This is a genomic window from Limnohabitans sp. Hippo3 (assembly GCF_003063665.1).
Classification (GTDB): domain Bacteria; phylum Pseudomonadota; class Gammaproteobacteria; order Burkholderiales; family Burkholderiaceae_C; genus Limnohabitans_A.
In genome coordinates this window covers 1-26,599 of record NZ_NESF01000005.1, presented here as the reverse complement: position 1 = coordinate 26,599, position 26,599 = coordinate 1, and the positions used below count along the sequence as shown (strand labels likewise).

Here is a 26,599-nt window from a genome sequence, read left to right as displayed (position 1 = left end):
CCTTGGGGTGACAGGGGCAAGGGTCCATCCGAATACATCGGTGATGGCTGATGGAATTATCGGCCCAGTTCATGGCTGGCTTTGCCGCAAGGCTTCTTGTCTAAGATGCACCCATGCACGCACACCACCCGCTCCGACACCGCTTGTTCCTGATTCTTGAACTCCAAAGCCACAAAGACAAAAAAGTTGCCCAGCTGTTCTCATGGGTGCTGACCCTGATGGTGCTGGGCAATGTGGCGGCCGTGATCCTGGCCTCGGTGCCCGCCATCGATGCCCAATACCCGCTGGCACTGGCCCGCTTTGAAACACTGTCCATCGTCTTTTTCAGCGTGGAGTACCTGCTGCGCATCTGGACCGCCGCAGAAAAACCCCGACATGCCAGACAAACCGTCTCCCGTCGTCGCCTGGCTTACATGTTGAGTTTTCATGGCCTGATCGACCTGCTCGCCGTTTTGCCCTTCTTCTTGCAAACCTTGCTGCCGGGCGTGGATTTAAGGTTTTTGCGGGTGCTCCGGGTCATGCGCATCCTGAAGTTGTCGCACTATTCCACTGCGCTCGAAGACCTGATGGCCTCGATTTATGCGGAAAGGGACGCCTTCATTTCGGCGCTGTACCTCCTAGCCTTGTCCATTCTGGTCACCTCTTGCCTGATGTACTACGCCGAGCACGCCCTGCAGCCTGACAAGTTGGGCACCATCCCCGACGCCATGTGGTGGTCCATCGTCACCGTCACCACCGTGGGTTACGGCGACGTCACGCCGCTGTCACCCTGGGGCAAAGTCATTGGCGCGTTCACCGCTTTGTCAGGGGTTTTCACCGTGGCTTTGCTGACCGGCATCGTGGCTTCGGCCTTTGCCACCCGCGTCAGGACCCAGGAGCTGGAATTCGCCACGGAAATCGAAGAAATCCTCAAAGACGGGCAAGTCAGCGCCAAAGAACGGCGCACCATCGAACACCTGCGCCAGGCTTTCAACATCACCGAAGACCACGCCCACGCCATCGTGCGGCAGATCCTCGAAGAGCGTTCTCTGCTGAAACCAAAGGACTGAAGCGCTCGGGATCAACCCAGCGCCGCTGCGGGTGTCTTCAGGTCCGGGTTTGCCGCAAGGTCCGGCTGAGCAAGATGACCGGGATCAAGCCCACGAGCACCAAAGCCAGCGAAGGCAGCGCGGCCTCGCCCAATCGCTCGTCGCGTGCCAACTGGTAGGCCACCACGGCCAGCGTGTCGCTGTTGAAGGGTCGCAGCACCATGGTGGCGGGCAGCTCCTTCATCACGTCCACAAACACCAGCAAGGCTGCCGCCATGGTGGTGCGCTGCAACAGCGGCGCGTGCACGCGGCGCATCAGGCCCCAGCCGGTCACGCCCAACATGCGGGCCGAGTCGTCCAGACTGACTGGAATACGGGCATAACCACTTTGCACCGACTGCAGCGCAACAGCGCAAAAGCGCACCAGATAGGCCCACACCAAGCCGAGTGAGGTGGCCGTGATCCAGGCCCCCGCCGACGAGGCGGGCCAGGTCTGCTGAATCCAGCCCACCGGCAAAAGCAAACCCACCACCACCACCGCACCGGGAATGGCATAGCCCAAACCCACCAGCTGGATGGCGCCCTGGCTGATGCGGTCGGCCCGGGTGCGCACGCTGAAAGCCAGCGCCAGCGCCACGCCCACGGCCAGCACAGCGGTCACCGCGCCCAGGCGCAAGCTGGTCCAGGCCCATTGGCCAAAGCGCTCCCAGGGCATCTCGGTCGTCTCGCCCACCAAAGCGCGCAGCATGATGAGCACCGGCAGCACAAAGCCCAGCAGCACCGGCACGCTGCACACCGTCCACGCCAGCACGCGGCGCGTGCCGTGCAACTGCACCGGCTGGGCCTCGGCCGAGCCCTGGCGCAAACCACGCCCCTGGTTGAAGCGCATGCGCTTTTGAGCACGTTGCTCCAGCTGCAGCAAAACCACCACCACGGCCAGCAGCACCGTGGCGAGTTGCGCCGCAGCGATGCGGTTGTCCATGGACAGCCAGGCTTTGTAGATGCCCGCCGTGAAGGTCTGGATGCCGAAGTAGCTAGACACGCCAAAGTCGGCCAGGGTTTCCATGAGCGCCAACGCCACCCCAGCCGCCACGGCAGGGCGGGCCAGCGGCAAGGCGATTTCGCGGATGCGGCGGGACAGGGGTGCACCCAACAGACGGGCCGCTTCCATCAGGCCTGCAGCCCGCTCGACCAAGGCGGTTCGGGCCAGCAAATACACATAGGGGTAGAGCGACAAGGTGAACACGAGGGCCGCACCCCAGACGCTGCGCACATCGGGCCACAAGCGCCCCTGCAAGCCCAGCGCCTCGCGCAGGGCCACCTGCAGCGGACCACTGAACTGCAAAAAGTCGGTGTAGGCATAAGCCACCACATAGGCCGGCATGGCCAGCGGCAAGAGCAGTAACCATTCAAATACACCACGCCCCGGAAAATCAAACAAGGTAACCAGGGCCGCCGTGGCTAGGCCCAACACCGTCACGCCCACCGCCACCATCAGGCACAGGCCCAGCGATGTGAGTGCGTAATCGGGCAGCACGGTGGCGGCCATCTCGCGCAAGATGCTGGCACTCTCGCCGCTCCACTGCAGCCACGAGCCGAGCACGGCCAGTACCGGCAAGGCCAAAGCCAGCGCCAGCAAAGCGAAGAGCAAGGAAGGGAGACCCGATAAACGGCGGGCCAAGGAGGTCAACATATCGGGGCTATTGTAGAAGCCGCCCCCTGAAAGCCCTTGTCCAGCCTGTCACCCCGGGCGAAGACCCGGGGTCCATGGCAGCACAGCACCGATGCCAGTTCCAAGGCGAGACTTCAGCCAACCTGCCTACAATCCGGAACATGTTTCTGGAACTGCGCCAACTCGACATCCAATACCCCAGCAGCACCACGCCTGCCGTGCGGGGGGTGAACCTGGGCCTGCGCTCGGGTGACATTGGTGTGTTGATCGGCCCATCGGGTTGCGGCAAGACCACCTTGCTGCGGGCGGTGGCAGGTCTGGAGCCGGTCACGGGCGGGCAGATTTTGCTGTCCAGCCGGGTGGTCAGCAACAAAAACCACACCGAGCCAGCCGAACGCCGACGCATTGGCATGGTGTTCCAGGACTACGCGCTGTTTCCGCACATGGACGTGGGCCGCAATGTGGGCTTTGGGCTGGAACACCTGCCCAAGGCCGAGCGCCAAACCCGCGTGGCCGAAGTCCTCAAACTGGTGGGCTTGGAAGGTGCGCAAAAACGCTTCCCGCACGAGCTCTCGGGCGGCCAGCAGCAACGCGTGGCCCTGGCCCGTGCGCTGGCCCCCAAACCCGACCTGCTGCTGCTGGACGAGCCGTTTTCCAACCTCGACATCGACCTGCGTGAGCGCCTGGCCCACGAGGTGCGCAACATCCTCAAAGCCGCCAAGGCCACCGCACTGCTGGTCACACACGACCAGCTCGAAGCCTTTGCGATTGGCGACGTGATCGGCGTCATGAACGAAGGCCAGCTGCACCAGTGGGACGACGCCTACAGCCTGTACCACCGCCCGGCCACCCGATTTGTGGCGGACTTCATTGGCCACGGCGTTTTCACCCCGGCCACCCTGAGCGAAGTCAATGGACAAGTGGTGGTGGACACGCCCGTTGGCCAGCTGACCGACGTGGCCGAATGCCCCCTGCCCTGCGCTTTTGAAGGCGGCCAATGCGATGTGCTGCTGCGGGCCGACGACATCGTGCACGACGACGATGCCCCGGTGAAAGCGCAGATCATCCGCAAGGCCTTCCGGGGTTCGGAATTTTTGTACACCTTGCGCCTGGCCAGCGGCGACCTGCTCATGGCCCATGTGCCCAGCCACCACGACCACAAACTGGGCGAATGGATCGGCATCCGCGCCGAGGTGGACCATGTGGTGACCTTCAACCGCGCTTGCCCGGCGACCGACCGCGAACTGTGCCAGATGCCCTGCGCCAAAGCCGAGGCCTGCGAGCACACCGACCCGCAATACCAGCCGGTCAAATTCGTCTGAGCAAAGCGCCCAGACGGCGCAGCCCTGAAAAAACAGCGCGGTTTTGAGCCGGTGCATTTACAAACCGCCCAATGGGGCTCATGATGCGCTGGCCAAAAACAAAAGTATTCAGGGAGACGCCATGCTGGAGCCCCTCAGCAATCGGCCCAAATCGGGGGCCGTCGACGACGCGCCTGTGGTGCATTTGGTGCAGCAACTGCTGGAGCAGGCGGTTGCACTGAAAGCCTCGGATTTGCACTTTGAGCCGTACGAGCACCATTACCGGGTGCGCATGCGCATCGACGGCGAGTTGCGCGAAGTGGCCACCCCAGCCATCGCGCTGAAAGACCGTCTGGCTTCGCGCATCAAGGTGCTGTCGCGGCTGGACATCGCCGAAAAACGCCTGCCGCAAGACGGTCGCATGAAACTGCAGCTGGCCAGCGGTCGCGAGCTGGATTTGCGCATCAGCACCTTGCCCACCTTGTTTGGCGAAAAGCTGGTCATCCGGGTGCTGGACGCCGAACAGGTCCAGCTGGATTTGACCCAGCTGGGCTACGAGCCAGAGGACCTGGCCCGTTTGCTGGAGGCGATTCAGCGCCCGCACGGCATGGTGCTGGTGACCGGGCCGACCGGCTCGGGCAAGACCCAATCGCTCTACGCCTGCCTGAACAGGCTCAACACCCCAGAGGTGAACATCGCCACAGTGGAAGACCCTTGCGAGATCCAGCTGCAGGGCATCAACCAGGTGAATGTGCAAGACAAACCCGGCCTGACCTTTGCCATCGCCTTGCGGGCTTTTCTGCGGCAAGACCCGGATGTCTTAATGGTGGGCGAGGTGCGCGACCTGGAGACGGCCAACATCGCCATCCAGGCGGCGCAAACGGGGCATCTGGTGTTGTCCACCCTGCACACGAACGATGCACCCGGCACGCTGGTGCGCCTGCGCAACATGGGCGTCGCCCCCTACAACATCGCGGCCAGCGTCAGCCTGATCACGGCGCAGCGCCTGGTGCGCTGCCTGTGCCCGCTGTGCAAGGCGCCCGTGAAACTGCCTACCGCCGTCTTGTTGCAAGCAGGCATGCCCCCCGCTTGGCTGAGCACCCATGAGGTGGAGGTCTGGCAACCCGTGGGCTGTGCGCATTGCCACAAAGGATTTTCAGGGCGCACCGGGATTTTTCAGGTCATGCCCGTGAGCGCCGACATGCAGGCCCTGATCCTGCAAGAAGTGGGCAGCCAGGTGTTGGCCCAACAGGCCCTGCGCGAAGGCGTGATCGGCCTTCGCGCAGCGGGTTTGCGCAAGGTCTTGCAAGGCATCACCTCACTGGACGAGGTGCTGGCCAACACGCGGGACGGCGCATGAGCAAAACCCCTGTTTTCGCCTGGCAAGGGCGCGACGCCCAAGACCGCCCGGTGCAAGGGCGGCTGCAGGCGCAAGAGGCCGGCCTGGCCCGTGCGCAACTGCGCCGACAAGGCGTGCGGCACATTCGCGTGCAGCGCCTGTGGATGGAAAGCCCTGCCCGCGTGCGGCCCGCCGACCTGTCGCTGATGACACGGCAGCTGGCGGCGCTGTTGCGCGCGGGCGTGCCCTTGCTGCAGGCCCTGGACATGCTCACGCGCAGCCTCAACGCCGTGACCCTGATGGAGGTGATGCAAGCGGTGCGTGACGATGTGGCGTCCGGGTCGGCCTTGCACCAGGCCCTGGCCCGACACCCGAGCCACTTTTCGGGGCTGTACACCAGCATGGTGCAAGCGGGCGAGGCCGCAGGCATCCTGGACACCATGGTGGAGCGCCTGGCGCACACCCTGGAGAAAAACGAAGCCCTGCGCTCACGCGTGCGCTCGGCCCTGATGTACCCCTGCGTGGTCATGGCGGTGGCCATCGCGGTGCTGGTGCTGATTTTGGTGTTCGTGGTGCCGGTGTTCGAAGAAGTTTTCCAGTCCTTCGGGGCCGATTTGCCCTGGGCCACCCAAATGGTGGTGGCACTGAGTGAAGGCCTGAGCTCGGCCGGTCCCTTGGCCGCATTGGCTGTGCTGCTCGGCTTCTGGCTCTGGCAGCGCCCGCAGCGTGCCCAAGCCCGCATCCAGGCCTTGCGCGACCGTTGGCTGCTCAAGTTGCCGCTGCTGGGGCCACTGATCGGCACCGCGGTGGTCGCACGTTGGGCGCAAACCCTGTCGGCCTTGTTGGCGGCTGGTGTGCCCCTGAGCGAAGCCCTCGGGCCAGTGGCACAGGCCTGCGACCACGCGGTGTATGAGCGCGTGACAACACAGCTGCAAAGACAGGTGGTTCAAGGCGGCCGACTGAGTGAAGGCATGGCCCGCAGCGGGCGCTTTCCAGACATGATCGTCCAGCTGTGCGCCACGGGCGAAGAAACCGGGGCCATGGACAGCTTGCTGGCGCGAGCTGGGGGTTTGATGGAAACCGAAGTGGACGACCGGGTCAACGGTTTGTCGAGTTTGCTCGAACCCTTGATCATTGTCGTGCTGGGCGGTCTGATTGGCGGTATTCTCGTGGCCATGTATTTGCCGATATTTCGCTTGGGTCAGGTGTTCTGAGATGGCCGCCGACGGATTCCTTTGGGGCGCTGCGGCGCTGCTGGGCCTGGTGGTGGGCAGCTTTTTGAATGTGGTCGTCCACCGCTTGCCCCGCATGCTGGAGGCGCAATGGGCGGCTGCCAGCACCCATGCCGAAGATGGCACAGAAAGCCCTGCAGTCCGCCCTTACAACATCGCCGTCCCCGGTTCGCATTGCCCCCAGTGTGGCCACGTGCTGCCGTGGACTGAAAAAATCCCGGTCCTCAGCTACCTGCGCCTCCAAGGCCGCTGCAGCCAGTGCGCCTGCAGCATTGGCTGGCGTGACCCGGCCATCGAGCTGGCCACGGCCGCCGTGTTTGTGTGGAGCTTCGGCCAGTACGGCTTGAGCTTGAGCGCCTTGGCCTGGGCAGGTTTTGCGAGCGCCTTGATCACACTGGCCGCCATCGACGCCGACACCACCTTGCTGCCCGATGCCATCACCCAGCCTTTGGTGTGGTCAGGTCTGCTCGCCGCCAGTCTGGGGCTGAGCCATGTCAGCCTGAGCACAGCCTTGTGGGGGGCTGTGGTGGGTTATGTATTTTTATGGATGGTGTTTTGGCTGTTCAAGGGCGTGACCGGCAAAGAGGGCATGGGTCAAGGCGACTTCAAACTGCTGGCGGCCCTGGGTGCCTGGCTGGGCTGGCCCGCTTTGCTGTCGCTCGTTCTGATCGCATCGATCACCGGCGTGGCAGGTGGCCTGCTCTTGCGCCTGCGCCAGCGCATGCCCGAAGACGGCTATATTCCTTTTGGTCCTTTTTTGGCCTTGGCGGGCCTGTGGGTCATGGCCTTTGGCCCGCTGCCCGGCTTGCCTGCTGTAATACCATGAACACTCAACGAATTTGGCGCATTGGCCTGACGGGCGGCATCGGCAGTGGCAAAAGCACCGTGGCTGCCATGCTGGCCACCCGGGGGGCTGCCGTGATCGATGCAGACGCGATTTCGCGCAGCGTGACCGCGCCGGGCGGCCGGGCGATTGCCGCCATTGCGCAGGCCTTCGGGTCGGCCATGATCGATGCCCAGGGCGCGATGGACCGACAAGCCATGCGCGAAACCGTCTTCCAGAATCCCGAAGCCAAAAAACAGCTCGAAGCCATCATTCACCCCTTGGTGAGCCAGATCACGGCCGAGCAAGCGCAAGCCGCTGAGCAAAGCGGTCATCGCGTGCTGGTGTTCGATGTGCCCTTGCTGGTGGAGTCGGGCGAACGCTGGCGCAAACAGGTGGACCGGGTGGTCGTGGTGGACTGCGACGCCGATACCCAACGCCAGCGCGTCATGGCCCGCAGCGGCCTGGCCGCCGAAGAAATTGACCGCATCGTGTCCCTGCAAGCGAGCCGTGCGCAGCGCCTGGCTTGCGCCGATGTGGTGATCTTCAACCAAGGCCTGAGTCTGGCCGAATTGGAGGTGGAAGTGGTCCAAGTGGCCGCTGACTTCGGGCTATGATGGCGGCACTGGAAGACGCCGCGTGATACTGTACGAATACCCCTTCAACGAACGCATCCGCACTTACCTGCGGCTGCAGCAACTGTTCAACCGCCTGGGCCAATTGATGGCCCGCACCGAGGCCTTGGACCACCACTTTGCGCTGACCACTTTGTTCGAGATCATCGAGGTGGCTTCGCGCTCGGAGCTCAAATCCGATGTGCTCAAAGACCTGGAACGCCAAAAACAGCTCTACAACGGCTACCGGGGCAACCCCGCCATCTCCGAAAAAGCGCTGGACGGCGTGATTGCCCAGCTGGATGAGCACTTTGAAGCACTCAACCAGGTCAGCGGCAAGATCGGCCAAAGCCTGAACGACAACGACTTCCTGATGGCCTTGCGCAGCCGCGCCGTGATGCCCGGCGGCACCTGCGAATTTGACCTGCCCGCGTACCACGCCTGGCAACACCACGACGCCAGCAGCCGCGCCCACGACCTGTCCCAATGGGTCGCACCGTTTGGCCCCCTGGCCCAAGCCGTCAAGTTGCTGCTGCAAATGCTACGCGAGTCCGGCAGCAGCCAGAAGGTCATGGCCACGGCCGGTCAGCTGCAACAAAACCTGCCGCAAGGGCGCACCTTTCAGCTGCTGCGCCTCAAAATCGACCCGTCGCTGGGCATCACGCCCGAGATCAGCTGCAACCGTTTGTTGGTGGTGATCCGCATGATGCGCCAGCAAAGCGATGGCAAACTGGTGGCCACCACCGATGACGTGCCCTTTGAGATGGCTTTGTGCGCATGAGCGACTCGAACCAGCCCCAAGACTTCGCGCCCCGCAAAGTACGCTGCCCCGCCTGCGCAGGCACCAGCCTTTACAGCCCCCACAACCCCTATCGGCCGTTTTGCAGCGCCCGCTGCAAGGGCGTGGATTTGGGGGCCTGGGCCAGCGAAGAGTTCAAACTGCCCGACGACACCCCACCTGACGAGCCCTTTGGCGATCCACGGCTGCAGTGATCAGACCGAACCCCTTGGGATTCAGGCGGCGTTCAAGCGTGGGTGGCCCCTGTGAACGCACGCTCATCGGCTAACCAAGCCAGCACGGGAATGGTGCCCGGCAAAACCGGCGTCACAGCCACCGGCAAGGTTTGCCAAGCGTGTGATTGCGCTTCGCGCATTTGCAGCTCGCCCTGCCAGTCCCACACTTTGCAAAAGTGCAGCCTCACCAGCGCATGCGGGTAATCGACCATCTGGGTTTTCCAGACCTGCGCGGCACCGATGGTGATGCCCAGCTCTTCCTGCAACTCGCGGCGCAGCGCTTGCTCGACCGACTCACCCGCTTCGAGCTTACCGCCCGGGAATTCCCAATAGCCTGCGTAGACCTTACCCTCAGGGCGAGAGGTCAGCAAAAACTGGCCGTCGGCCTGCAGCAGAACACCCACCGCCACATCGACCACTGCGCGTTCGGCCTGGCCTGCGCTCAGGTCCTCGCGTGCACGCTCACCGTCAGCGACCAGCAAACCTGCGCTCATGCGGGATCGGCTTGGCGGCCCATCATGTCCCGCGCAAACTGGTAGGCCACACGGCCGCTGCGGGAGCCGCGCTCCAGGGCCCACAGCAGCGCATCGGGGCGTGCGGCCTCGATTTGCGAAGGCGTGGCCCCCAAGGCGCTGAGCCACTGACCGGCAATGGTCAGGTACTCGTCTTGCGAGAAGGGGTAGAAACTGATCCACAGGCCAAAGCGCTCGGACAGCGAAATCTTTTCTTCCACGCCCTCACCCGGGTGAACCTCGCCGTCCTCAGTGTGCTTGTAGGTGAGGTTCTCGCTCATGTACTCGGGCAGCAGGTGGCGGCGGTTGCTGGTGGCGTACACCAGCACGTTGGGGGTCGAAGCCGCAACGGTGCCGTCCAGAATTGACTTGAGGGCCTTGTAGCCGGGCTCGCCGTCTTCAAAGCTCAGGTCGTCGCAATAGACCACGAACTTTTCGGGGCGGCCCGCCACCACCTCGATGATGTCGGGCAAATCGGTCAGGTCTTCTTTGTCGACCTCGATCAGGCGCAGGCCCTGGGGTGCATAGGTGTTGAGGCAAGCCTTGATGAGCGAGGACTTGCCGGTGCCGCGTGCGCCGGTGAGCAGCACGTTGTTGGCTGGGCGACCGTGCACAAACTGCTCGGTGTTGCGCTGCAACTTTTCCTTCTGGTCGTCGATCTCTTTCAGGTCATTCAGCGTCATGGCCGCCACATGGCGCACAGGTTCGAGCACGCCGTGGCCGGACGAGCGCTTGCGGTAGCGCCAGGCAATGGCCTGCGTCCAGTCGGGGGCCGACAGGGGTTGGGGCAAGACCGACTCGATGCGATCCACCAGCTGGCTGACTTTGGCCAGCAACTGGTCCAGGGCTGAATTGGAAGAGGCGTTCATGAACGGTAATCCGCGTTGATGGTGACGTACTCGTGGCTCAGGTCGCAGGTCCACACGGTGTCGCTGGCGGTGCCCCGGCCCAGGCCCACACGCACGGTGATTTCGCTGCCCTTCATGACGCGCTGACCGTCCTCCTCGCGGTACTCGGCGCGGCGGCCGCCTTGCGAGACCACATGCACATCGTCCAGGTGCAGCTCGATCAGGCCTTGGTCCAAGTCGTCGATCCCGGCGTAGCCCACGGCCGCCAGAATGCGGCCCAGGTTCGGATCGCTGGCAAAGAAAGCGGTTTTAACCAAGGGCGAATGCGCAATCGCATACGCCACCTGACGGCACTCCTCGCCCGTGCGGCCGCCTTCGACCTGCACGGCGATGAACTTGGTCGCGCCCTCGCCATCGCGCACGATGGCATGGGCCAGTTGGCGGGCCACTTGCATCAAGCCTTTGAACAGGGCTTGGCCATCGGCACTGTCCAGCGAGGTGATGGGCGCGTGACCTGCCTGGTGCGTGGCGATCAACATGAAGGAATCGTTGGTCGAGGTGTCGCCATCGATGGTGATGCGGTTGAACGAGCCGTCGGCCAGTTGTTTGGCCAGCGCGGGCAACAGGGCCGGATCGATGCACGCATCGGTGCCCACAAAGCCGAGCATGGTGGCCATGTTGGGGCGGATCATGCCCGCGCCCTTGCTGATGCCGGTGATGCTCACGGCCCGCCCACCCACTTGCACCTGCACGCTGGCCGCCTTGGGCACGGTATCGGTGGTCATGATGCCTTCGGCGGCCTTGGCCCAGTGCGCGGCTTGCGCGTCAGCCAAAGCAGCGGGCAAGCCTGCCACGATGCGGTCCACAGGCAGTGGCTCCATGATCACGCCCGTCGAAAACGGCAGCACTTGGGCGGGTGTGCATTGCAACAGCTTGGCCAGCGCGTCACAGGTCTGGCGGGCATGGGCCAGGCCCGGTGCGCCCGTGCCCGCGTTGGCATTGCCCGTGTTGATGACCAAAGCACGCACCGCGCTGCCCGCAGCCAAATGCTCGCGGCAAACCTGCACCGGGGCGGCGCAAAAGCGGTTGCGGGTGAACACCCCCGCCACGCTGGCACCTTCGTCCAGCAGGAACACCGTGAGGTCCTTGCGGTTGGCTTTGCGCACGCCTGCTTCGGCAATGCCGATGCGCACGCCCGCGATGGGTTGGAGTTGGGCAGGGTCCAGAGGGGGCAAATTCACGGGCATAAACATCCTTCGGGAAAAGAGTCGGTATTCGGACGGCACAAGGACAAAACGGGCCGAAGCCCGTTTTGTCCGTGGATCGCACTCAGGCGAGTTTGCCGTGGCACTGCTTGTACTTCTTGCCGCTGCCGCAAGGGCAAGGCTCGTTGCGGCCCACCGGGCCAAAGGCTTGCTGCATGCCCGCCAAATCGGCTGACACGGTTTGGGGCTCACCCGACTCGTCGGGGGCGCTGTAGGTCACGTTGCTGATGTGCTCGGCTCGCTCTTCGATGTCATGGGCTGCCTGCTCGATCTGCTCGCCCGAGTCGATGCGCACGGTCATCAGGGTGCGGGTGACTTCGTTTTTGACGGCGTCGAGCAACTGGCCAAACAGCTCAAAGGCTTCGCGCTTGTATTCCTGTTTGGGCTGCTTTTGGGCATAGCCACGCAAATGGATGCCCTGGCGCAGATAGTCCAGCGCACTCAGGTGTTCGCGCCAGTGCGTGTCAATGCTTTGCAGCAAGATCATGCGCTCAAACGAGGTGAAGTTGTCCGCGCCCACGCTGTCGAGTTTGGCCTGGAAATGGGCATTGGCAGCGGCCACCACCGTCTCGAGAATTTCTTCGTCGGTGATGGCGTTGGAGGCTTGCACCTTCTCGCGCAAATTGAGCGGCAGCGACCACTCTTCGGCCAGCACCTTTTCCAGACTGGCCAGGTCCCATTGCTCCTCGACCGTCTCGGCAGGCACATATTGGCGCACCATGTCGGTGAAACAGCCTTCACGCAGGGCGGTGATCTGCCCGTTCAAATCTTGCGCGTCGAGAATGTCGTTGCGCTGCTGGTAAATCACCTTGCGCTGGTCGTTCGACACATCGTCGTATTCCAGCAATTGCTTGCGGATGTCGAAGTTGCGCGACTCCACCTTGCGCTGGGCGCTTTCGATGCTGCGCGTGACGATGCCCGCTTCGATGGCTTCGCCCTCGGGCATCTTCAGACGGTCCATGATGGATCGCACACGGTCGCCCGCAAAAATGCGCATCAAGGGATCGTCCAGGCTCAAATAGAAACGCGATGAACCGGGGTCACCCTGGCGGCCGGATCGGCCACGCAGCTGGTTGTCGATGCGGCGTGACTCGTGGCGCTCGGTGGCGATGATGCGCAAGCCGCCCAAAGCCTTGACCTGCTCGTGCATGACTTTCCACTGCTCGCGCAATGCGTTCACGCGGGCCTGGCGGTGCTCTTCGGACAGGCTCTCGTCGGCTTCTACCGCCTGGATGTCTTTTTCGATGTTGCCGCCGAGCACGATGTCGGTGCCACGTCCGGCCATATTGGTGGCAATCGTGATCATGCCGGGGCGTCCGGCCTGGGCCACGATATCGGCCTCGCGGGCATGTTGCTTGGCGTTGAGCACCTGGTGCGGCAACTTGGCCTGGGTGAGCAATTGTGAAATCAGCTCGGAATTTTCAATCGAGGTGGTGCCCACCAGCACAGGCTGACCGCGTTCGTGGCATTCACGGATGTCGGCAATGGCCGCGTTGTAGCGCTCTTGCGAGGTCTTGTAGACACGGTCCAGCTGGTCTTCGCGTTGGCTCTTGCGGTGCGGCGGAATGACCACGGTCTCCAGACCGTAAATTTCCTGGAACTCGTAAGCCTCGGTGTCGGCCGTGCCGGTCATGCCGCCGATCTTGTTGTACAGGCGGAAATAGTTCTGGAACGTGATGGAGGCCAGGGTCTGGTTTTCGGCCTGGATTTGCACACCCTCTTTGGCCTCTACCGCCTGGTGCAAGCCATCGCTCCAGCGGCGGCCAGTCATCAAGCGCCCGGTGAATTCGTCCACGATGACGATCTCACCGTCCTGCACCACATAGTGCTGGTCGCGGTGGTAGAGGTGCTGCGCGCGCAAAGCGGCGTTCAGGTGGTGCATTAGCGTGATGTTGGCTGGATCGTAGAGGCTTGCGCCCTCCGGGATCAGCCCCATCTGGGCCAGCACCGCTTCGGCTTTTTCATGGCCGTCTTCGGTCAGGAAGACCTGGTGCGATTTTTCATCCACCGTGAAGTCACCCGGGGTGATGATGCCCTCGCCCGTGCGCGGGTCGGCTTCGCCTTCCTGGCGGGTGAGCAAGGGCACCACCTGCTTCATCGACAGGTAAGTGGCCGTGTGGTCTTCGGCCTGTCCGCTGATGATCAGGGGCGTGCGGGCCTCGTCGATCAGGATGGAGTCAACCTCATCGATGATGGCGTAATTCAAGGTGCGCTGGACACGGTCACGCGCTTCATAGACCATGTTGTCGCGCAGGTAGTCGAAGCCGTATTCGTTGTTGGTGCCGTAGGTGATGTCCGAGTTGTAAGCGGCCTGCTTTTCTTCACGCGACATCTGGGCCAGGTTGATGCCCACCGACAAACCCAGAAAGTTGAACAACTTGCCCATCCAGCGGGCATCGCGGCTGGCCAGGTAGTCGTTCACGGTGACCACGTGGACGCCCTTGCCCGCGATGGCATTGAGGTAAGCAGGCAATGTGGACGTCAGGGTTTTGCCTTCGCCCGTGCGCATCTCGGCAATCTTGCCGTTGTGCAAAGCGATACCGCCAGCCAGCTGCACATCGAAATGCCGCATCTTCATGACGCGTTTGGAGCCCTCGCGCACCACGGCAAAGGCTTCGGGCAACAGGTCATCGAGTATTTCGCCTGCAGCAAAACGGTCGCGAAAACTTTGGGTCTTGCCCCGCAGCTCGTCGTCGCTAAGCGCTTCCAGACCGGCTTCCAGAGCGTTGATGCGCTCCACGGTTTTGCGGTATTGCTTGAGCAGGCGGTCGTTTCGGCTGCCGAAAATTTTGGTGAGGAATGGGATGGCCATGTCTACAAGATCCACCTTCAGCACGGGGCTGAGAAACAGACCGTCTATCCTGTCAATTAAAAGGGTTCAAAACAAACCAGGCCTGCGGGATACCCCCCACGCCCCCGGCGGGTCCCTAGAGGCCCCAGCGTAACTGGATGATTTTAGCCTCTGGCCATGCCGGTTTTCGGCAAGCCAAACCCAGCCTTATCGGCTGCCGGATAATGGGCACGAACAACTTCTGCCATGCAAAGACGCCACCAAGCCATCCCCCTGCAGCAAGCCGCGCAAGAGTCGCCGACTTTCGCCCGATTGGCCGATCTGGTGCGCGAGTCTTCGGCACGCTTGCAGGCCATTCGCAGCTTGCTGCCAGCGCCCCTGCGGGCCAGCGTGCAGGCCGGCCCCATCGAGGACGGCTGCTGGTGCCTGCTGGTCAGCTCGAACGCGGTGGCCGCCAAACTGCGGCAGCTCGTGCCTGCCTTGCAGGCCCATTTGTCGACCCACGGCCTGGGCGTGACCTCCATCCGAATCAAGGTGCAAAACCGCCTGCCCTGAGCTGCTGCCGCGACATCGCCAGCTTTTTTGCCAAAGAAAAAGGCCCTGATCTGTGATCAGGGCCTTTTCAGGTTTTTGGTGCCGCTTGTCGGATTCGAACTGACGACCTACCGCTTACAAGGCGGGTGCTCTACCAACTGAGCTAAAGCGGCACGGGCTAGATTCTAACGTGATCCGAGTCCGTCTCCGGGCTTGACACCGTTAATTTTTTCACTTGACCCGTTTCAAGGCGGGTCGTGTGGGGCTGGGTGTCGGCGGCACGGGCTCATCCCCTTCGCCGACAGGTGCATCCAGCACAGGCACTGCCGACAAGGCCGGGGCCGAGCTGGATTCGTCATCGCTCACGGGGAAGGCCATGCCTTGCCCGTTTTCGCGGGCATAAATGGCCATGACGCGGTGAATGGGCACCATGATGTCGCGCGGCTTGCCGCCAAAGCGGGCTTTGAATTCAATGAACTCATTGCCCAATTTGAGCGAACTGGTGGCATCCATGCTGACGTTGAGCACAATCTCACCGCCTTGCACGTATTCACGCGGCACCTGCACCGAATGGTCCACCTTGACGGCCACATAAGGCGTGAAACCGTTGTCGGAGCACCAGTCGTACAAGGCCCGAATCAAATAGGGGCGCGTGGAAGGCAGTTCGGTGCTGCTGATCATGGTGGACTTCCCCGAATTTACTTGCGCATGACCTTTTCGGACGGCGTCAGTGCCTCGATGTAGGCTGGGCGCGAGAAGATGCGCTCAGCGTACTTGAGCAAAGGCGCTGCGTTTTTGCTCAGCTCAATGCCGTAATAGTCGAGACGCCAGAGCAAGGGGGCAATCGCCACGTCCAGCATCGAGAAGTTGTCGCCCAACATGAACTTGTTCTTCAGGAACACCGGGGCCAGCTGGGTCAAACGGTCGCGGATGTGCGAGCGGGCCTTTTCCAGGGCCTTGTCGTTGCCTTTGAGGGCGCGGTTTTCCAGGGTCAAGACATGGGTGAACAGTTCTTTCTCGAAATTGAGCAGGAACAGGCGCACACGGGCACGGTCCACTGGGTCGCCCGGCATCAGCTGGGGGTGTGGAAAGCGCTCGTCGATGTACTCGTTGATGATGTTCGACTCGTACAGGATCAGGTCACGCTCGACCAGAATCGGCACCTGCCCGTAAGGGTTCATCACATTGATGTCTTCGGGTTTGTTGTAGAGGTCCACGTCACGGATTTCAAAGTCCATGCCTTTTTCGAACAGCACAAAACGGCAACGGTGGGAAAAAGGGCAAGTGGTTCCGGAATAAAGCACCATCATGGCGGAGGCTCCTCAAAAAATCAAAAAGAGTGGGGGGCCAAAAAGACCCACCACTCCACAAGACCCGGCGGCACGGCCGGGTGAACCGTCAATTACTTGATGTCTTTCCAGAACGCGGCATTCAGACGCCAGGCGATGAAAGTGAAGAACGACAAGAAAATCAGGACCCAGACGCCGATGCGCACACGGGTGTTTTGGGCTGGCTCGGCCATCCACTGCATGTAACCCACCAGGTCACCCACGGCCTGGTCGTATTCCAGAGGCGTCATGGTGCCGGGTTTGTTCTGCTTCCAACCTTTGAAGATCTGGACTTTGTGGCCGTGCTCGTCTTTTTCTTCAAAGATCGGCTCGCGCTCACCTTGCAACTCCCACAGGGGGTTGGGCATGCCGACGTTGGGCATGGCCAGGTTGTTCCAGCCGGTGGGCTTGGTCTCGTCGCGGTAGTAGGTGCGCAAGTAGGTGTAGAGGTAATCTGCACCGGTGCCACCGTGGCCAGAGCGCGAACGGGCCATCAAGGTCAAATCGGGGGGGTTCTTGCCGAACCACTCTTTGGCCTGGGCCGGATCGATCGCGGCCTTCATGGTGTCGCCCACTTTTTCAGTGGTGAACAGCAAGTTGTCCTTGATCTGCTGCTCGGTCAAACCGATGTCTTTCAAGCGGTTGTAACGCATGAAAGCGGCAGAGTGGCAGTTCAGGCAGTAATTGACGAACAGCTTGGCACCGTTTTGCAAGGCGGCCAGGTCGTTGGTTTTCTTGGGCGCTTTGTCCCAGGCGATACCGCCACCAGCGGCATGGGCACCGGCCATCAGACCGAGGGCCATCACAAAGCCCAACGCGAGTTTCTGGATGTTTTTCATGTTCTTGAATCTCCGTGATCTCAGTGAGGCGTGAAGGTCACGCGGTCAGGAACGGGCTTGGGCGTGCCCAGCTTGCTCCACCAAGGCATCAACAAGAAGAAGCCGAAATAGAACAAGGAACCCACTTGAGACACGCGCTCACCGATGGGCGATGGCGGTTGCACACCCAGGTAACCCAGGATCAGGAAGTTGATGACGAACACGGCGTACAGGTACTTGTGCCAGTCAGGACGGTAACGGATCGACTTGACAGGGCTGTTGTCGAGCCATGGCAGGAAGAACAGAATGACCACGGCCCCCCCCATGACGACCACACCCCAGAATTTGGCGTCGATGGCCAGCATCAGGGCAGAGATCACCACAGCGGCACCGACCACAGCGCCCTTGAGCAAAGTGGGCAGCTTGCCTTTGGCCACAGCCAGCACAGCACCGATCACCACGCAGGCGATCAGGGCGTACATCATCTCGCTGGTGATGGCACGCAGCATCGAATAGAAGGGCGTGAAATACCACACAGGTGCGATGTGCAAGGGCGTGGTCAGCGGATCGGCCGGAATGAAGTTGTTGTATTCGAGGAAGTAACCACCGAATTCGGGGGCGAAGAACACAATCGCCGTGAACGCCATCAGGAAGACGCTGACGCCCATGATGTCATGCACCGAGTAATAGGGGTGGAAAGGAATGCCGTCCAGGGGATGGCCATTCTCGTCCTTGGGGGCGTTGGGGCCCTTGATTTCCACGCCGTCGGGGTTGTTGGAGCCGACTTCGTGCAACGCAATGATGTGCGCCACAACCAGACCCAACAAGACCAGCGGCACGGCAATCACGTGGAAGCTGAAGAAGCGGTTCAGGGTGGCATCGCCCACCACGAAGTCGCCACGGATCAGCAAAGCCAGGTCAGGACCGATGAAAGGAATGGCCGAGAACAGGTTCACGATCACCTGGGCGCCCCAGTAGGACATCTGGCCCCAAGGCAACAAGTAACCCATGAAGGCTTCGGCCATCAGGCACAGGAAAATGGCGCAACCGAAGATCCAGACCAGCTCACGCGGCTTGCGGTAGCTGCCATAGATCAGGCCACGGAACATGTGCAGGTACACCACCACGAAGAACGCAGAAGCGCCCGTGGAGTGCATGTAACGGATCAACCAGCCCCAAGGCACATCGCGCATGATGTATTCGACAGAGGCGAAAGCCACGGCAGCATCGGGCTTGTAGTGCATGACCAGGAAAATACCGGTCACGATCTGGATCACCAGCACCAGCAAAGCCAGCGAGCCGAAGAAGTACCAGAAGTTGAAGTTCTTGGGCGCGTAGTACTCGGACAGGTGCTCTTTGTACAGCTTGGAAGCCGGGAAGCGGTTGTCCACCCAGTTGAGCAACTTGGCGCCAGCGGGGGCGTTCGGGGAAATTTCTTTGAATTCAGCCATGTCGTTCTCCATCAGGCCTTCTTGTCTTCACCAATGAGCAGCTTGGTGTCGGACAGGTACATGTGCGGAGGCACTTCGAGGTTGTCGGGCGCAGGCTTGTTCTTGAAGACGCGGCCAGCGAGGTCGAACGTGGAGCCGTGGCAAGCGCAGAGGAAACCGCCTTGCCAGTCGTCCGGCAGGGAAGGCTGGGGGCCAGCCGCAAATTTGTCACCGGGCGAGCAGCCCAGGTGTGTACAGATACCGACGGCCACCATGATCTCGGGCTTGATGGAGCGATGGCTGTTTTTGGCGTATTCGGGCGTAGGGTAAGCGGTACGGTCCGAAGCAGGATCGGCCAGCTGGCCTTCGATCTTCTTGAGGGATTCGAGCTGCTCGGGCGAGCGCTTCATGATCCAGACAGGCTTGCCGCGCCATTCGACGGTGAGCTTTTCGCCCGGGTTCAAAGCGGAAATGTCCACTTCTACAGCCGCACCAGCCGCTTTGGCTCGTTCGGAGGGTTGAAAGCTGCTGACGAAGGGGGTGGCCACAAAGCCAGCGCCTACGGCACCTGCGCAAGTGGAGGCAATCAGCCAGGTCCTCTTGCTGCTGTCGACTGGGGTGTCACTCATGGGAATCCTCTAGCGAGTCGTTATCAGGGTCAACCCGAGATTGTAGCGGAGTGAAACAAACAACCGACTTACAAGACCTCTGGACGCACAATGTTGCTTCACAATCGGCCGCTTCGGTTTCACTTTCAGGAGTTACAGAGATGTCATTTGTTCAGGAATTCAAATCTTTTGCCGTAAAAGGCAACGTCATGGACCTGGCGGTCGGCGTGATCATTGGCGGCGCTTTCGGCAAGATCGTCGACTCGGTGGTTGGCGACCTGATCATGCCGCTGGTCAGCCGGGCCTTTAGCGGGCTGGACTTCTCCAATTACTACCTCGGTCTGGCCGGTCAGGCAGCCGGTTTGTCCTTGGTCGAAGCCAAAAAACTGGGTGCCGTGTTCGCTTACGGCAGCTTCCTCACGGTGGCGCTGAATTTCATCATCCTGGCCTTCATCATCTTTCTGATGATCCGCCAGATGAACCGGCTGACCGCCGCCAAGCCCGCACCGGAAGCGCCAGCCGCTGCCCCCATCACCCCGGAAGACGTTTTGCTGTTGCGTGAAATCCGCGACAGCCTGAAAAACAAGGGCTGAAACCAGCCCCGGTCAGGGCGCCGCGCTGGCCATCTGGCGGGCCATGCGCAGCGCCTGGATCAAGCTGTTGGCGTCCGCCAAGCCCCGGCCTGCCAAGTCCATGGCGGTGCCATGGTCGGGACTGGTCCGGATGAGCGGCAACCCCAAGGTCACGTTCACGCCCTGCTCTACCCCCAGGTACTTGACCGGGATCAAGCCCTGGTCGTGGTACATGGCGATGACCGCATCGAACGCGCGTTGCCCATCGGGCCGCTGACGTGCACGCATGAACACCGTATCGGGCGCATAAGGGCCATGCACATCCAGCCCCTCTTGCCGGGCCACGGCCAGGCACGGCTGCAGGATGTCGATTTCTTCGTGGCCAAACAAACCGCCCTCGCCCGCATGGGGGTTCACGCCCGCGACGGCGATGCGCGGTCTGCGGCCCAACACAACACGCAATGACGCATCGGTGATGCGCAAGGTCTCCAGCACCCGGTCGTGCGTGACGGCGGCCAGCGCCTCACGCAGCGACAGGTGGATACTCACCAGCACCGTGCGCAACTCGTCGTTGGCCAGCATCATGCGCACAGGCATTTGCGCCACAGGCACACCTTGGTGTCTGGCCGCTTCGGCTTGCAACAACTCGGTGTGGCCCGGGTACTGGTCGTAGGGAGCCCCGGCGGCGTGCAGGGCTTCTTTGTGCAAAGGCGCCGTGACCAAGGCCGCCACCTCACGCCGCAAGGCCGCACGGGTCGCCCAAAGCACGGCTTCGCCAGCGAGCCGCCCGGCACGGGCATCGATTTGCCCCCAGGGCAAAACAGGGGCCCGCGGCACCACCTGCAACACGGGAAGGCAGCGTGGCGGCACCTGCAGGGCCTCTGCAGCTGACTCAATCTCGCATACCGGGAAAGTCGGGGTCGTTTGCACCAAGGCCATGGCGCGGCGCATCAGGCCGACATCGCCCGCCACAAAACAGCCCTGGGTCAAGTCAGGGGCGAGGCACCAGGCCCGCGCCACAATTTCAGGGCCAATGCCGCAGGGGTCGCCCGGTGTGAGGACGATCGGGCGCTGGATTGGCGCCGTTGACAGGTCGTTGTGGGGCGTCATGCAGAGGGCCTCACGCCGGGTTGTCGATCTCGATGAATCGGTGTTGCAAACCCAACGCTTGCGCCACATGTGTGGCCAGGGCCGGCGCACCATAACGCTCGGTGGCGTGGTGACCACAGGCCAGAAAAGCCACCCCGGTTTCACGCGCCAAATGGGCCTGGGGCTCCGAGATTTCACCCGTGATGAAAGCGTCCACGCCCTGGGCAATGGCCGCTTCGAAATAACCTTGCGCCCCGCCGGTACACCAGGCCACCCGGCTGACGGGCCGATCGCTGTCGCCCACGCAAATCACCGAGCGTCCCAGGGTTGCCGCCACATGGTCCGCCAAGGCCTGGGCACCCGACCAGGTTTGCGCCCCCGCACCCACAAACCCCAGGTCTTGCTCGCCAAAGCGGCCATCGGCTTGCAAACCCAGCACGCGGGCCAGTTGGGCGTTGTTGCCCAGCTCCGGGTGCGCATCGAGGGGCAGATGGTAGGCAAACAAGTGGATGCCGTGCGTCAGCAACAAGCGCAGGCGCTCGCGCATCCAGCCCGTGACGCGCCCGTCCTGGCCACGCCAAAAGAGGCCGTGGTGCACCACGATGGCATCGGCCTGGGCGTCAATGGCCGCTTCGATCAAGGCCCGGCTGGCGGTCACCCCACTGACGAGCAAATGCACATCGCGGTCACCCTCGACCTGCAGGCCGTTGGGGCCGTAATCGCGGAACTTGTCGGGTTGGAGCAAGGCGTCAAAGGCCTGGCCCAGAATTTTGGCGTGGGTCATGGCGAAAGGCTTTCTGTCTGGGTGGACTATTGTGGCGCAAGGCACCTGTGCACAGGCAACGAATCAAGGACAATCTGACACCATGAAACGTTATTGGCTTTTATTTTCCCAATGGGTGACAGTTTTGCTGGCCGTCTGGTTTGTGGTGGCCACCTTGCAGCCGGAGTGGCTGCGCAGCGCACAACGCTCAGGCGATGGCATGACCTTGCTGCAGGCCCCCATCGGCTCGCCACTTAGCCGCCCAGCGGGCAGCCTGAGTGCACCGGCTCGGCTGGCGTCTCCCGCTGTGGTCAGCATCAACACCAGCAAAGCCAACAGCCAGAACCCCCAAAGCCAGGACCCCTGGTTCCGTTTTTTCTATGGCGAACAGGAAGAGCAAAACCCGGCTGGTCTGGGCAGTGGCGTCATCGTCAGCCCCGAAGGCCATGTCCTGACCAACAACCACGTCATCGAAGATGCGGACGACATCGAGGTGGTGCTGGCCGATGGCCGCAAGGCCGCCGCCAAGGTGATTGGCACCGACCCCGACACCGATTTGGCGCTGCTCAAAATCACCCTCGACAAATTGCCCGTGATCGTTTTGGGGCAAACCCAGGAGCTGCAAGTAGGCGATGTGGTGCTGGCCATTGGCAACCCCTTTGGCGTGGGCCAGACCGTGACCTCGGGCATCGTCAGCGCTTTGGGGCGCAGCCAGTTGGGAATCAACACTTTCGAGAACTTCATCCAGACCGACGCCGCCATCAACCCCGGCAACTCGGGCGGTGCGCTGGTCGACGTGAATGGGCACCTGATGGGCATCAACACCGCCATCTATTCCCGCTCGGGCGGCAGCATGGGCATTGGCTTTGCCATCCCCATCTCGACGGCCAAGCAGGTGATGCAGGATCTGCTGAAAAACGGCAAGGTCATCCGGGGCTGGATCGGGGTCGAACCCCAGGACATGTCGCCCGAGCTGGCCGAGAGCTTTCAGCTGCCCAAGTCCGGTCAGACCTTGCCAGCGGGCGTGGTGATCACGGGTGTGCTGAAAAACGGACCCGCTGCTGCCGCTGGCATTCGGCCCGGCGATGTGATCGTCAAGGTGGCAGGGCAGCCTGTGCGCAACGTGTCTGAGCTGCTGACCCAGGTGGCCGGCCTGAAACCCGGCGTCCCGGCCGAAGTGAACATCTGGCGTCGCCAGGGCGAAATCAATTTGCGCCTGACCCCGGCAGAGCGCCCTGCTGCCAAGCAGCGCAAGTGAGAATTTCAGCAACGCTGACTCACCGACTCAACATGCAAAAGAGGCCCGAGGGCCTCTTTTTTGTTTGGGCAAACCAGCAAGCGATCAGGCCGCCGTATCCGGCTCTTGGGGCGCTTGGGTGTGCTTGATGAAAATCTGCGCAGCCCAAATGCCCAATTCATACAACAAGCACATGGGGATGGCCAGCGCCAGCTGAGACACCACATCGGGCGGTGTGACCACCGCCGCAATCACAAAGGCCAGCACCACAAAGTAGCCCCTGAAATCCTTGAGTTTTTGAATGCTGACCACGCCCATGCGGGCCAACACCACCACCGCCACAGGCACCTCGAAAGCCAGACCAAAAGCCAGGAACATGGTCAGCACAAAGCTGAGGTAGGCCTCGATGTCAGGGGCTGCCGTGATGCTTTTCGGGGCAAAGCTCTGGATGAAACTGAACACCTGACCGAACACAAAGAAGTAGCAAAAGGCCACCCCAATGAAAAACAGCAAGGTGCTGGACACGACCAGCGGCATCACCAGTTTTTTCTCATGGGCGTAGAGGCCAGGCGCAATGAAGGCCCACATCTGGTACAGCACCATGGGCAAGGCGATCAGGAAGGCCGTCATCAACAGGATCTTGAGCGGCACCATGAAGGGCGAAATCACCGAGGTGGCGATCAAGGTCGCGCCTTTGGGCAAATGGACAATCAAGGGCGCGGCCAGGATGTCGTACAGCTCGCCAGGGCCCGGGTAAATCGCCAAGGCAGCAGCGGCCACCGCGATCGCTGCCACCGCCCAGATCAATCGGTCGCGCAGCTCAATCAGGTGCGCGACGAACGGTTGCTCGGAACCAGCAAGTTCGTCTTCGGGCTTGGAAGGAGAGTCAGACATGGCGAAGTGGGTTGGACAGCCGGCACCCGAGGTGCAGGGCCATCACTGGGAATGGAGGGACTTGGGGCGGTAACGCGCCACCCGCGCCGCCCCCGAGAGGGCCTTGGTGCGTACACCCGAACGCGCTTTGTACCACTGGGGCACAGCGCCGCGCTTGAGACGCCAGTTTTTCTCAGGGCGTTTGTACTCGGGCGGTGGGGTGTCAAGTTCAGGCAGGTCATGGGTCAAACCTGCTGTCGTGTCGGCCCAGTCTTTTTCAAAATCCGAGGCGGTGGTCTGGACCGTCTGCTCGACATCGCGGGCAGCTGTCTCCATCGACTCTTTCATTTTTTTGAGCTCTTCCAGGTCCATGGACCGGTTGACCTCGGCCTTGACGTCGGCCACATAGCGCTGCGCCTTGCCCAGCAAGGCACCCATGGTCCGGGCCACCTTGGGCAGCTTTTCGGGGCCGATCACGATCAAGGCCACGACGCCGATCAGCGCCATTTTGGAAATGCCTAAGTCAAGCACAGTGCAGCGTTCGCTCGTTCAAATGCTCAAGACTTGGTCTTGGCTTCGACATCGATGGTGGTTTTTTCGGTGGAAGCCGAAGAAGCCACCTGGCCTGCGGCGGGTGCAGACTCTTCGGGCTTGGTGCCACCGTCTTTCATGCCGTCTTTGAAGCCCTTGACCGCGCCACCCAAGTCAGAGCCCATGTTTTTGAGCTTTTTGGTGCCAAACACCATGACCACGATCAACAGCACGATCAACCAGTGCCAAATGGAAAAGGAACCCATGGATATCTCCTAACGTTGTTGCTGGATTCTAAGGGGTGTCGCACCCCGAAACGGATCTGCCTTGCGCCAGCAAGGAATTGAGGTCCGGGCGCTTGTTTTCAAGCGGATATCAACCCCGCAGCCAGGGACGCGGGCCGCCCATGACGTGCATGTGCAGATGGTGCACTTCCTGACCGCCCTCGGTGCCGTTGTTGACCACGATCCGGAACCCTCCGTCCGGGTAAGGGTTGCAGCCCTCCTGCAAGGCCAGTTTGGGGGCCAGGGTCATCATGTGGCCCATCAAAGCGGCGTGCTCCGGTGCCAACTGCGCCATCGACGGGATGTGCAGCTTGGGGATGATCAGGAAATGCACGGGTGCCCAAGGGGCAATGTCATGGAAGGCGAAGACCTGCTCGTCTTCGTACACCTTGCGCGAGGGAATCTGGCCCGCGATGATTTTGCAAAAAATACAGTTGGCGTCGGTCATGGCTACTTCAGCTTGAAGGTCAACAAAGAATCAATCGGTCACGGGGCGCTGCCCGTTCAGACGCACCATGCCCAGCACAATGCGGTACAAAAACCAGATGGAAATGGCCACCCAGGCCAGCCAGCCCGGAAAAACAAAGAAAAACCAGAGTGGCAAGGTCAGCAAATACAGCAAAGCCGCCCAGATCACGGTGCGGATGCGGTAGCTGAAATGCGTGCCCTCCCAGCCTGGGGCATCGCCTTTTTTGACCAGATCGATGATCAGCGCCACGATCAACAAAGCCGGGCCCATCTGCGCCCCTGGAATGACGGCACTGACCGCCACGATCAGGTGCAGGATGTAGCTGACCCAGCTGATGGTGTGGGTGCTGTCGTCCAGCGGTTGCTCATTCATGGCTCATTCGCCCAGGCGTTCACGCTCTTGCACCTTGCGCAAGGCTTTTTCTTCGAGGCCGCTCAGCCCCTCGCGGCGGGCCAGCTCGTTGACCACGTCGGCGGGCGTCAGGCCATAGTGCGCCAGCGCAATCATGCTGTGAAACCACAGGTCGGCCACTTCATAGACCAGCTTGTTCACATCCCCCCCGTGGTCCACGTCCTTGGCGGCCATCACGGTCTCGGTGGCTTCTTCGCCGATTTTCTTCAAAAAGGCGTCCGGCCCTTTGTGCAGCAGACGGGCCACGTAGCTCTTATCGGGGTCGCCACCATTGGCGGGCTTGCGGCTTTCGACCACGGCCGCGAGGCGGTCAAGGATGTCCTGGTTGGTCATAGGCTTTGGGGCGCTCACTTGTAAATGGTTTCGGGGTCCTTCAGGACCGGATCGGCCGCCTGCCATTCATCGGCTTGCAGGCTCTGGAAAAAGCAGCTGTGGCGGCCCGTGTGGCAGGCAATGCCCGGCTCATGCCCCAGCTGGGTGATTTTGAGCAGCACCACGTCGTTGTCGCAATCAATGCGGATGTCGTGCACCGTCTGCACATGACCGGACTCTTCGCCCTTGAACCACAGCTTGTTGCGCGAACGGCTGAAATACACCGCCCGCTTGAGCTCGACGGTCTTTTGCAGCGCCTCGCGGTTCATCCAGGCGAACATCAACACGTCGCCGGAGCCTTGTTCCTGGGCGATCACAGGCACCAGGCCTTTGTCGTCCCATTTGATTTTGTCGAGCCAGTTCATAGGGGGTGATCTTACTCAGTAGTGGAACCTGAGTTGGGCAATCTCCAGCTGATCGCCCGTGACGCGGTACACCATGCGGTGCTCGTCATCAATACGGCGCGACCAAAAACCAGAGAGTGCGTGTTTTAAAGGCTCGGGCTTGCCTATGCCCACATAGGGGTCACGGGATGCGGCTTCAATCAGCTTGTTGATGCGCTCCACCAGCTTGCGATCTTGCTTTTGCCAGTAGAGATAGTCCTCCCAGGCCAGCTCGGCAAACACCAGTTTCACTTGAGCAACTCACGCTCAACAGCCTGCCCCGCATTGAGCTGCGCGACAGACGCCAGCAGGCGACGCGCATTGGCAGGCGTGAATCGCCCCGGATTTTGAGGAGGCTCCACACTTTGAGAAGATGGAGCCATGAGCAAGAAATCAAACCGTTTTTCACCCGAGGTGCGCGAACGCGCTGTCCGCATGGTGCTCGAACACCGAGGCGA

30 protein-coding genes, 1 tRNA gene and 2 pseudogenes are annotated in these 26,599 nt (G+C 61.7%); 11 read left to right on the top strand and 22 right to left on the bottom strand.

Annotated elements, in window-relative coordinates; all coding sequences use genetic code 11:
• The first annotated feature begins 113 nt into the window (after positions 1-113).
• Positions 114-1,049: an ion transporter gene (locus B9Z34_RS07715; RefSeq protein WP_108427541.1), complete on the top strand. Its 936-nt coding sequence runs from the start codon at positions 114-116 to the stop codon at positions 1,047-1,049.
• Between the two features lie 37 nt (positions 1,050-1,086).
• Here B9Z34_RS07715 and B9Z34_RS07710 read toward each other — a convergent pair whose 3' ends face one another.
• Positions 1,087-2,721, bottom strand: coding sequence for an iron ABC transporter permease (locus tag B9Z34_RS07710; RefSeq protein WP_108427540.1), 1,635 nt, complete (start codon positions 2,719-2,721; stop codon positions 1,087-1,089).
• A 140-nt stretch (positions 2,722-2,861) separates the two neighbouring features.
• Between B9Z34_RS07710 and B9Z34_RS07705 the strand changes: the two genes are divergently transcribed.
• From B9Z34_RS07705 to B9Z34_RS07675, 7 genes and pseudogenes are all read left to right on the top strand, one after another.
• On the top strand, positions 2,862-4,022 hold the full coding sequence (locus B9Z34_RS07705; RefSeq protein ID WP_108427539.1) for an ABC transporter ATP-binding protein: 1,161 nt from the start codon (positions 2,862-2,864) through the stop codon (positions 4,020-4,022).
• 160 nt (positions 4,023-4,182) lie between these two features.
• Positions 4,183-5,361, top strand: a pseudogene (locus tag B9Z34_RS07700) (GspE/PulE family protein); the annotation flags it as partial.
• A complete protein-coding gene (locus tag B9Z34_RS07695; RefSeq protein WP_108427537.1) occupies positions 5,358-6,554 on the top strand; it encodes a type II secretion system F family protein in 1,197 nt (398 codons plus the stop codon). The pseudogene B9Z34_RS07700 and the gene B9Z34_RS07695, both read left to right, overlap by 4 nt.
• A 1-nt stretch (position 6,555) precedes the next feature.
• Positions 6,556-7,398 carry an A24 family peptidase gene (locus tag B9Z34_RS07690; RefSeq protein ID WP_108427536.1) on the top strand — a complete coding sequence of 281 codons (843 nt, stop codon included), beginning with the start codon at positions 6,556-6,558 and terminating at the stop codon, positions 7,396-7,398.
• On the top strand, positions 7,395-8,012 hold the full coding sequence (gene coaE, locus B9Z34_RS07685) for a dephospho-CoA kinase (protein WP_108427535.1): 618 nt from the start codon (positions 7,395-7,397) through the stop codon (positions 8,010-8,012). Before B9Z34_RS07690 ends, coaE begins: the two co-directional genes overlap by 4 nt.
• Positions 8,013-8,034: 22 nt before the next feature.
• Positions 8,035-8,790 carry a cell division protein ZapD gene (zapD, locus tag B9Z34_RS07680; protein WP_108427534.1) on the top strand — a complete coding sequence of 252 codons (756 nt, stop codon included), beginning with the start codon at positions 8,035-8,037 and terminating at the stop codon, positions 8,788-8,790.
• Entirely contained in the window at positions 8,787-9,002 is a 216-nt protein-coding gene (locus B9Z34_RS07675; protein ID WP_100119295.1) for a DNA gyrase inhibitor YacG, read from the top strand. Before zapD ends, B9Z34_RS07675 begins: the two co-directional genes overlap by 4 nt.
• Positions 9,003-9,034: 32 nt before the next feature.
• On the opposite strand, the gene B9Z34_RS07670 is transcribed toward B9Z34_RS07675, so the two are convergent.
• From B9Z34_RS07670 to secA, 4 genes are all read right to left on the bottom strand, one after another.
• The gene (locus B9Z34_RS07670; RefSeq protein ID WP_108427533.1) at positions 9,035-9,517 is read right to left on the bottom strand and encodes an NUDIX domain-containing protein; all 483 of its coding nucleotides are present in this window, start codon (positions 9,515-9,517) and stop codon (positions 9,035-9,037) included.
• Positions 9,514-10,404 (bottom strand): ATP-binding protein, encoded by an 891-nt coding sequence (locus B9Z34_RS07665; protein ID WP_108427532.1) that lies wholly within the window; start codon positions 10,402-10,404, stop codon positions 9,514-9,516. The genes B9Z34_RS07670 and B9Z34_RS07665 overlap by 4 nt, the downstream gene beginning before the upstream one ends.
• Complete coding sequence (gene argJ / locus B9Z34_RS07660) at positions 10,401-11,630, bottom strand: bifunctional glutamate N-acetyltransferase/amino-acid acetyltransferase ArgJ (RefSeq protein WP_108427531.1); 1,230 nt, start codon at positions 11,628-11,630, stop codon at positions 10,401-10,403. Before argJ ends, B9Z34_RS07665 begins: the two co-directional genes overlap by 4 nt.
• 82 nt (positions 11,631-11,712) lie before the next feature.
• Complete coding sequence (gene secA, locus B9Z34_RS07655) at positions 11,713-14,460, bottom strand: preprotein translocase subunit SecA (protein ID WP_108427530.1); 2,748 nt, start codon at positions 14,458-14,460, stop codon at positions 11,713-11,715.
• A gap of 225 nt (positions 14,461-14,685) precedes the next feature.
• Here secA and B9Z34_RS07650 point away from each other — a divergent pair, with 225 nt between their 5' ends.
• Positions 14,686-14,994, top strand: coding sequence for a DciA family protein (locus B9Z34_RS07650; RefSeq protein ID WP_108427529.1), 309 nt, complete (start codon positions 14,686-14,688; stop codon positions 14,992-14,994).
• A gap of 76 nt (positions 14,995-15,070) precedes the next feature.
• Here B9Z34_RS07650 and B9Z34_RS07645 read toward each other — a convergent pair.
• The 6 genes from B9Z34_RS07645 to petA all read right to left on the bottom strand — a co-directional run bounded on the left by B9Z34_RS07645 (position 15,071) and on the right by petA (position 19,178).
• Positions 15,071-15,146: transfer RNA gene (locus B9Z34_RS07645), tRNA-Thr, on the bottom strand.
• A 58-nt stretch (positions 15,147-15,204) separates the two neighbouring features.
• Positions 15,205-15,654, bottom strand: a complete 450-nt coding sequence (locus B9Z34_RS07640; protein ID WP_108427528.1) for a ClpXP protease specificity-enhancing factor — start codon at positions 15,652-15,654, stop codon at positions 15,205-15,207.
• Between the two features lie 17 nt (positions 15,655-15,671).
• Positions 15,672-16,283: a glutathione S-transferase N-terminal domain-containing protein gene (locus B9Z34_RS07635; RefSeq protein ID WP_108427527.1), complete on the bottom strand. Its 612-nt coding sequence runs from the start codon at positions 16,281-16,283 to the stop codon at positions 15,672-15,674.
• 92 nt (positions 16,284-16,375) lie between these two features.
• On the bottom strand, positions 16,376-17,140 hold the full coding sequence (locus tag B9Z34_RS07630) for a cytochrome c1 (RefSeq protein WP_369907621.1): 765 nt from the start codon (positions 17,138-17,140) through the stop codon (positions 16,376-16,378).
• Positions 17,141-17,160: 20 nt separating this feature from the next.
• Entirely contained in the window at positions 17,161-18,570 is a 1,410-nt protein-coding gene (locus tag B9Z34_RS07625; protein ID WP_199220096.1) for a cytochrome bc complex cytochrome b subunit, read from the bottom strand.
• Positions 18,571-18,581: 11 nt separating this feature from the next.
• Positions 18,582-19,178, bottom strand: a complete 597-nt coding sequence (gene petA, locus B9Z34_RS07620; RefSeq protein ID WP_108427525.1) for a ubiquinol-cytochrome c reductase iron-sulfur subunit — start codon at positions 19,176-19,178, stop codon at positions 18,582-18,584.
• 140 nt (positions 19,179-19,318) lie between these two features.
• Between petA and mscL the strand changes: the two genes are divergently transcribed.
• Positions 19,319-19,750 carry a large conductance mechanosensitive channel protein MscL gene (gene mscL, locus B9Z34_RS07615; RefSeq protein WP_108427524.1) on the top strand — a complete coding sequence of 144 codons (432 nt, stop codon included), beginning with the start codon at positions 19,319-19,321 and terminating at the stop codon, positions 19,748-19,750.
• A 12-nt stretch (positions 19,751-19,762) separates the two neighbouring features.
• Here the strand turns inward: mscL and pdxA are convergent, their stop codons facing one another.
• Positions 19,763-20,839: a 4-hydroxythreonine-4-phosphate dehydrogenase PdxA gene (pdxA, locus tag B9Z34_RS07610; RefSeq protein WP_108427523.1), complete on the bottom strand. Its 1,077-nt coding sequence runs from the start codon at positions 20,837-20,839 to the stop codon at positions 19,763-19,765.
• A 10-nt stretch (positions 20,840-20,849) separates the two neighbouring features.
• A complete protein-coding gene (locus tag B9Z34_RS07605; protein WP_108427522.1) occupies positions 20,850-21,602 on the bottom strand; it encodes a Nif3-like dinuclear metal center hexameric protein in 753 nt (250 codons plus the stop codon).
• Between the two features lie 82 nt (positions 21,603-21,684).
• Here B9Z34_RS07605 and B9Z34_RS07600 point away from each other — a divergent pair, with 82 nt between their 5' ends.
• Positions 21,685-22,839 carry a S1C family serine protease gene (locus B9Z34_RS07600; protein WP_108427521.1) on the top strand — a complete coding sequence of 385 codons (1,155 nt, stop codon included), beginning with the start codon at positions 21,685-21,687 and terminating at the stop codon, positions 22,837-22,839.
• An 84-nt stretch (positions 22,840-22,923) separates the two neighbouring features.
• Here the strand turns inward: B9Z34_RS07600 and tatC are convergent, their stop codons facing one another.
• The 9 genes and pseudogenes from tatC to B9Z34_RS14620 form a co-directional block, all read right to left on the bottom strand.
• The gene (tatC, locus tag B9Z34_RS07595) at positions 22,924-23,712 is read right to left on the bottom strand and encodes a twin-arginine translocase subunit TatC (protein WP_108427520.1); all 789 of its coding nucleotides are present in this window, start codon (positions 23,710-23,712) and stop codon (positions 22,924-22,926) included.
• 42 nt (positions 23,713-23,754) lie between these two features.
• Positions 23,755-24,222: a Sec-independent protein translocase protein TatB gene (gene tatB, locus B9Z34_RS07590; RefSeq protein ID WP_108427519.1), complete on the bottom strand. Its 468-nt coding sequence runs from the start codon at positions 24,220-24,222 to the stop codon at positions 23,755-23,757.
• 26 nt (positions 24,223-24,248) lie between these two features.
• The gene (gene tatA, locus B9Z34_RS07585) at positions 24,249-24,488 is read right to left on the bottom strand and encodes a Sec-independent protein translocase subunit TatA (RefSeq protein ID WP_108427518.1); all 240 of its coding nucleotides are present in this window, start codon (positions 24,486-24,488) and stop codon (positions 24,249-24,251) included.
• 109 nt (positions 24,489-24,597) lie between these two features.
• Positions 24,598-24,954 (bottom strand): histidine triad nucleotide-binding protein, encoded by a 357-nt coding sequence (locus B9Z34_RS07580; protein ID WP_108427517.1) that lies wholly within the window; start codon positions 24,952-24,954, stop codon positions 24,598-24,600.
• Positions 24,955-24,984: 30 nt separating this feature from the next.
• A complete protein-coding gene (locus B9Z34_RS07575) occupies positions 24,985-25,347 on the bottom strand; it encodes a hypothetical protein (protein WP_108427516.1) in 363 nt (120 codons plus the stop codon).
• A gap of 3 nt (positions 25,348-25,350) precedes the next feature.
• Positions 25,351-25,719 carry a phosphoribosyl-ATP diphosphatase gene (locus tag B9Z34_RS07570; RefSeq protein WP_108427515.1) on the bottom strand — a complete coding sequence of 123 codons (369 nt, stop codon included), beginning with the start codon at positions 25,717-25,719 and terminating at the stop codon, positions 25,351-25,353.
• A gap of 14 nt (positions 25,720-25,733) precedes the next feature.
• Complete coding sequence (hisI, locus tag B9Z34_RS07565; protein WP_108427514.1) at positions 25,734-26,123, bottom strand: phosphoribosyl-AMP cyclohydrolase; 390 nt, start codon at positions 26,121-26,123, stop codon at positions 25,734-25,736.
• A gap of 15 nt (positions 26,124-26,138) precedes the next feature.
• The gene (locus B9Z34_RS07560) at positions 26,139-26,393 is read right to left on the bottom strand and encodes a Txe/YoeB family addiction module toxin (RefSeq protein WP_108427513.1); all 255 of its coding nucleotides are present in this window, start codon (positions 26,391-26,393) and stop codon (positions 26,139-26,141) included.
• A pseudogene (locus B9Z34_RS14620) lies at positions 26,390-26,599 on the bottom strand (hypothetical protein); the annotation flags it as partial. The pseudogene B9Z34_RS14620 and the gene B9Z34_RS07560, both read right to left, overlap by 4 nt.

Coding starts and splice junctions, on each gene's coding strand:
- B9Z34_RS07710 (WP_108427540.1), bottom strand. CDS start 2,721: ATGTTGACCTCCTTGGCCCGCCGTTTATCGGGTCTCCCTTCCTTGCTC.
- B9Z34_RS07605 (WP_108427522.1), bottom strand. CDS start 21,602: ATGACCCACGCCAAAATTCTGGGCCAGGCCTTTGACGCCTTGCTCCAA.
- petA (WP_108427525.1), bottom strand. CDS start 19,178: ATGAGTGACACCCCAGTCGACAGCAGCAAGAGGACCTGGCTGATTGCC.
- hisI (WP_108427514.1), bottom strand. CDS start 26,123: ATGAACTGGCTCGACAAAATCAAATGGGACGACAAAGGCCTGGTGCCT.
- B9Z34_RS07705 (WP_108427539.1), top strand. CDS start 2,862: ATGTTTCTGGAACTGCGCCAACTCGACATCCAATACCCCAGCAGCACC.
- B9Z34_RS07715 (WP_108427541.1), top strand. CDS start 114: ATGCACGCACACCACCCGCTCCGACACCGCTTGTTCCTGATTCTTGAA.
- B9Z34_RS07580 (WP_108427517.1), bottom strand. CDS start 24,954: ATGACCGACGCCAACTGTATTTTTTGCAAAATCATCGCGGGCCAGATT.
- tatC (WP_108427520.1), bottom strand. CDS start 23,712: ATGTCTGACTCTCCTTCCAAGCCCGAAGACGAACTTGCTGGTTCCGAG.
- secA (WP_108427530.1), bottom strand. CDS start 14,460: ATGGCCATCCCATTCCTCACCAAAATTTTCGGCAGCCGAAACGACCGC.
- B9Z34_RS07575 (WP_108427516.1), bottom strand. CDS start 25,347: ATGAATGAGCAACCGCTGGACGACAGCACCCACACCATCAGCTGGGTC.
- B9Z34_RS07650 (WP_108427529.1), top strand. CDS start 14,686: ATGCAAAGACGCCACCAAGCCATCCCCCTGCAGCAAGCCGCGCAAGAG.
- pdxA (WP_108427523.1), bottom strand. CDS start 20,839: ATGACGCCCCACAACGACCTGTCAACGGCGCCAATCCAGCGCCCGATC.
- B9Z34_RS07625 (WP_199220096.1), bottom strand. CDS start 18,570: ATGGCTGAATTCAAAGAAATTTCCCCGAACGCCCCCGCTGGCGCCAAG.
- B9Z34_RS07600 (WP_108427521.1), top strand. CDS start 21,685: ATGAAACGTTATTGGCTTTTATTTTCCCAATGGGTGACAGTTTTGCTG.
- B9Z34_RS07630 (WP_369907621.1), bottom strand. CDS start 17,140: ATGAAAAACATCCAGAAACTCGCGTTGGGCTTTGTGATGGCCCTCGGT.
- coaE (WP_108427535.1), top strand. CDS start 7,395: ATGAACACTCAACGAATTTGGCGCATTGGCCTGACGGGCGGCATCGGC.
- mscL (WP_108427524.1), top strand. CDS start 19,319: ATGTCATTTGTTCAGGAATTCAAATCTTTTGCCGTAAAAGGCAACGTC.
- tatA (WP_108427518.1), bottom strand. CDS start 24,488: ATGGGTTCCTTTTCCATTTGGCACTGGTTGATCGTGCTGTTGATCGTG.
- B9Z34_RS07635 (WP_108427527.1), bottom strand. CDS start 16,283: ATGATGGTGCTTTATTCCGGAACCACTTGCCCTTTTTCCCACCGTTGC.
- B9Z34_RS07675 (WP_100119295.1), top strand. CDS start 8,787: ATGAGCGACTCGAACCAGCCCCAAGACTTCGCGCCCCGCAAAGTACGC.
- B9Z34_RS07690 (WP_108427536.1), top strand. CDS start 6,556: ATGGCCGCCGACGGATTCCTTTGGGGCGCTGCGGCGCTGCTGGGCCTG.
- B9Z34_RS07695 (WP_108427537.1), top strand. CDS start 5,358: ATGAGCAAAACCCCTGTTTTCGCCTGGCAAGGGCGCGACGCCCAAGAC.
- argJ (WP_108427531.1), bottom strand. CDS start 11,630: ATGCCCGTGAATTTGCCCCCTCTGGACCCTGCCCAACTCCAACCCATC.
- B9Z34_RS07640 (WP_108427528.1), bottom strand. CDS start 15,654: ATGATCAGCAGCACCGAACTGCCTTCCACGCGCCCCTATTTGATTCGG.
- B9Z34_RS07665 (WP_108427532.1), bottom strand. CDS start 10,404: ATGAACGCCTCTTCCAATTCAGCCCTGGACCAGTTGCTGGCCAAAGTC.
- B9Z34_RS07570 (WP_108427515.1), bottom strand. CDS start 25,719: ATGACCAACCAGGACATCCTTGACCGCCTCGCGGCCGTGGTCGAAAGC.
- B9Z34_RS07670 (WP_108427533.1), bottom strand. CDS start 9,517: ATGAGCGCAGGTTTGCTGGTCGCTGACGGTGAGCGTGCACGCGAGGAC.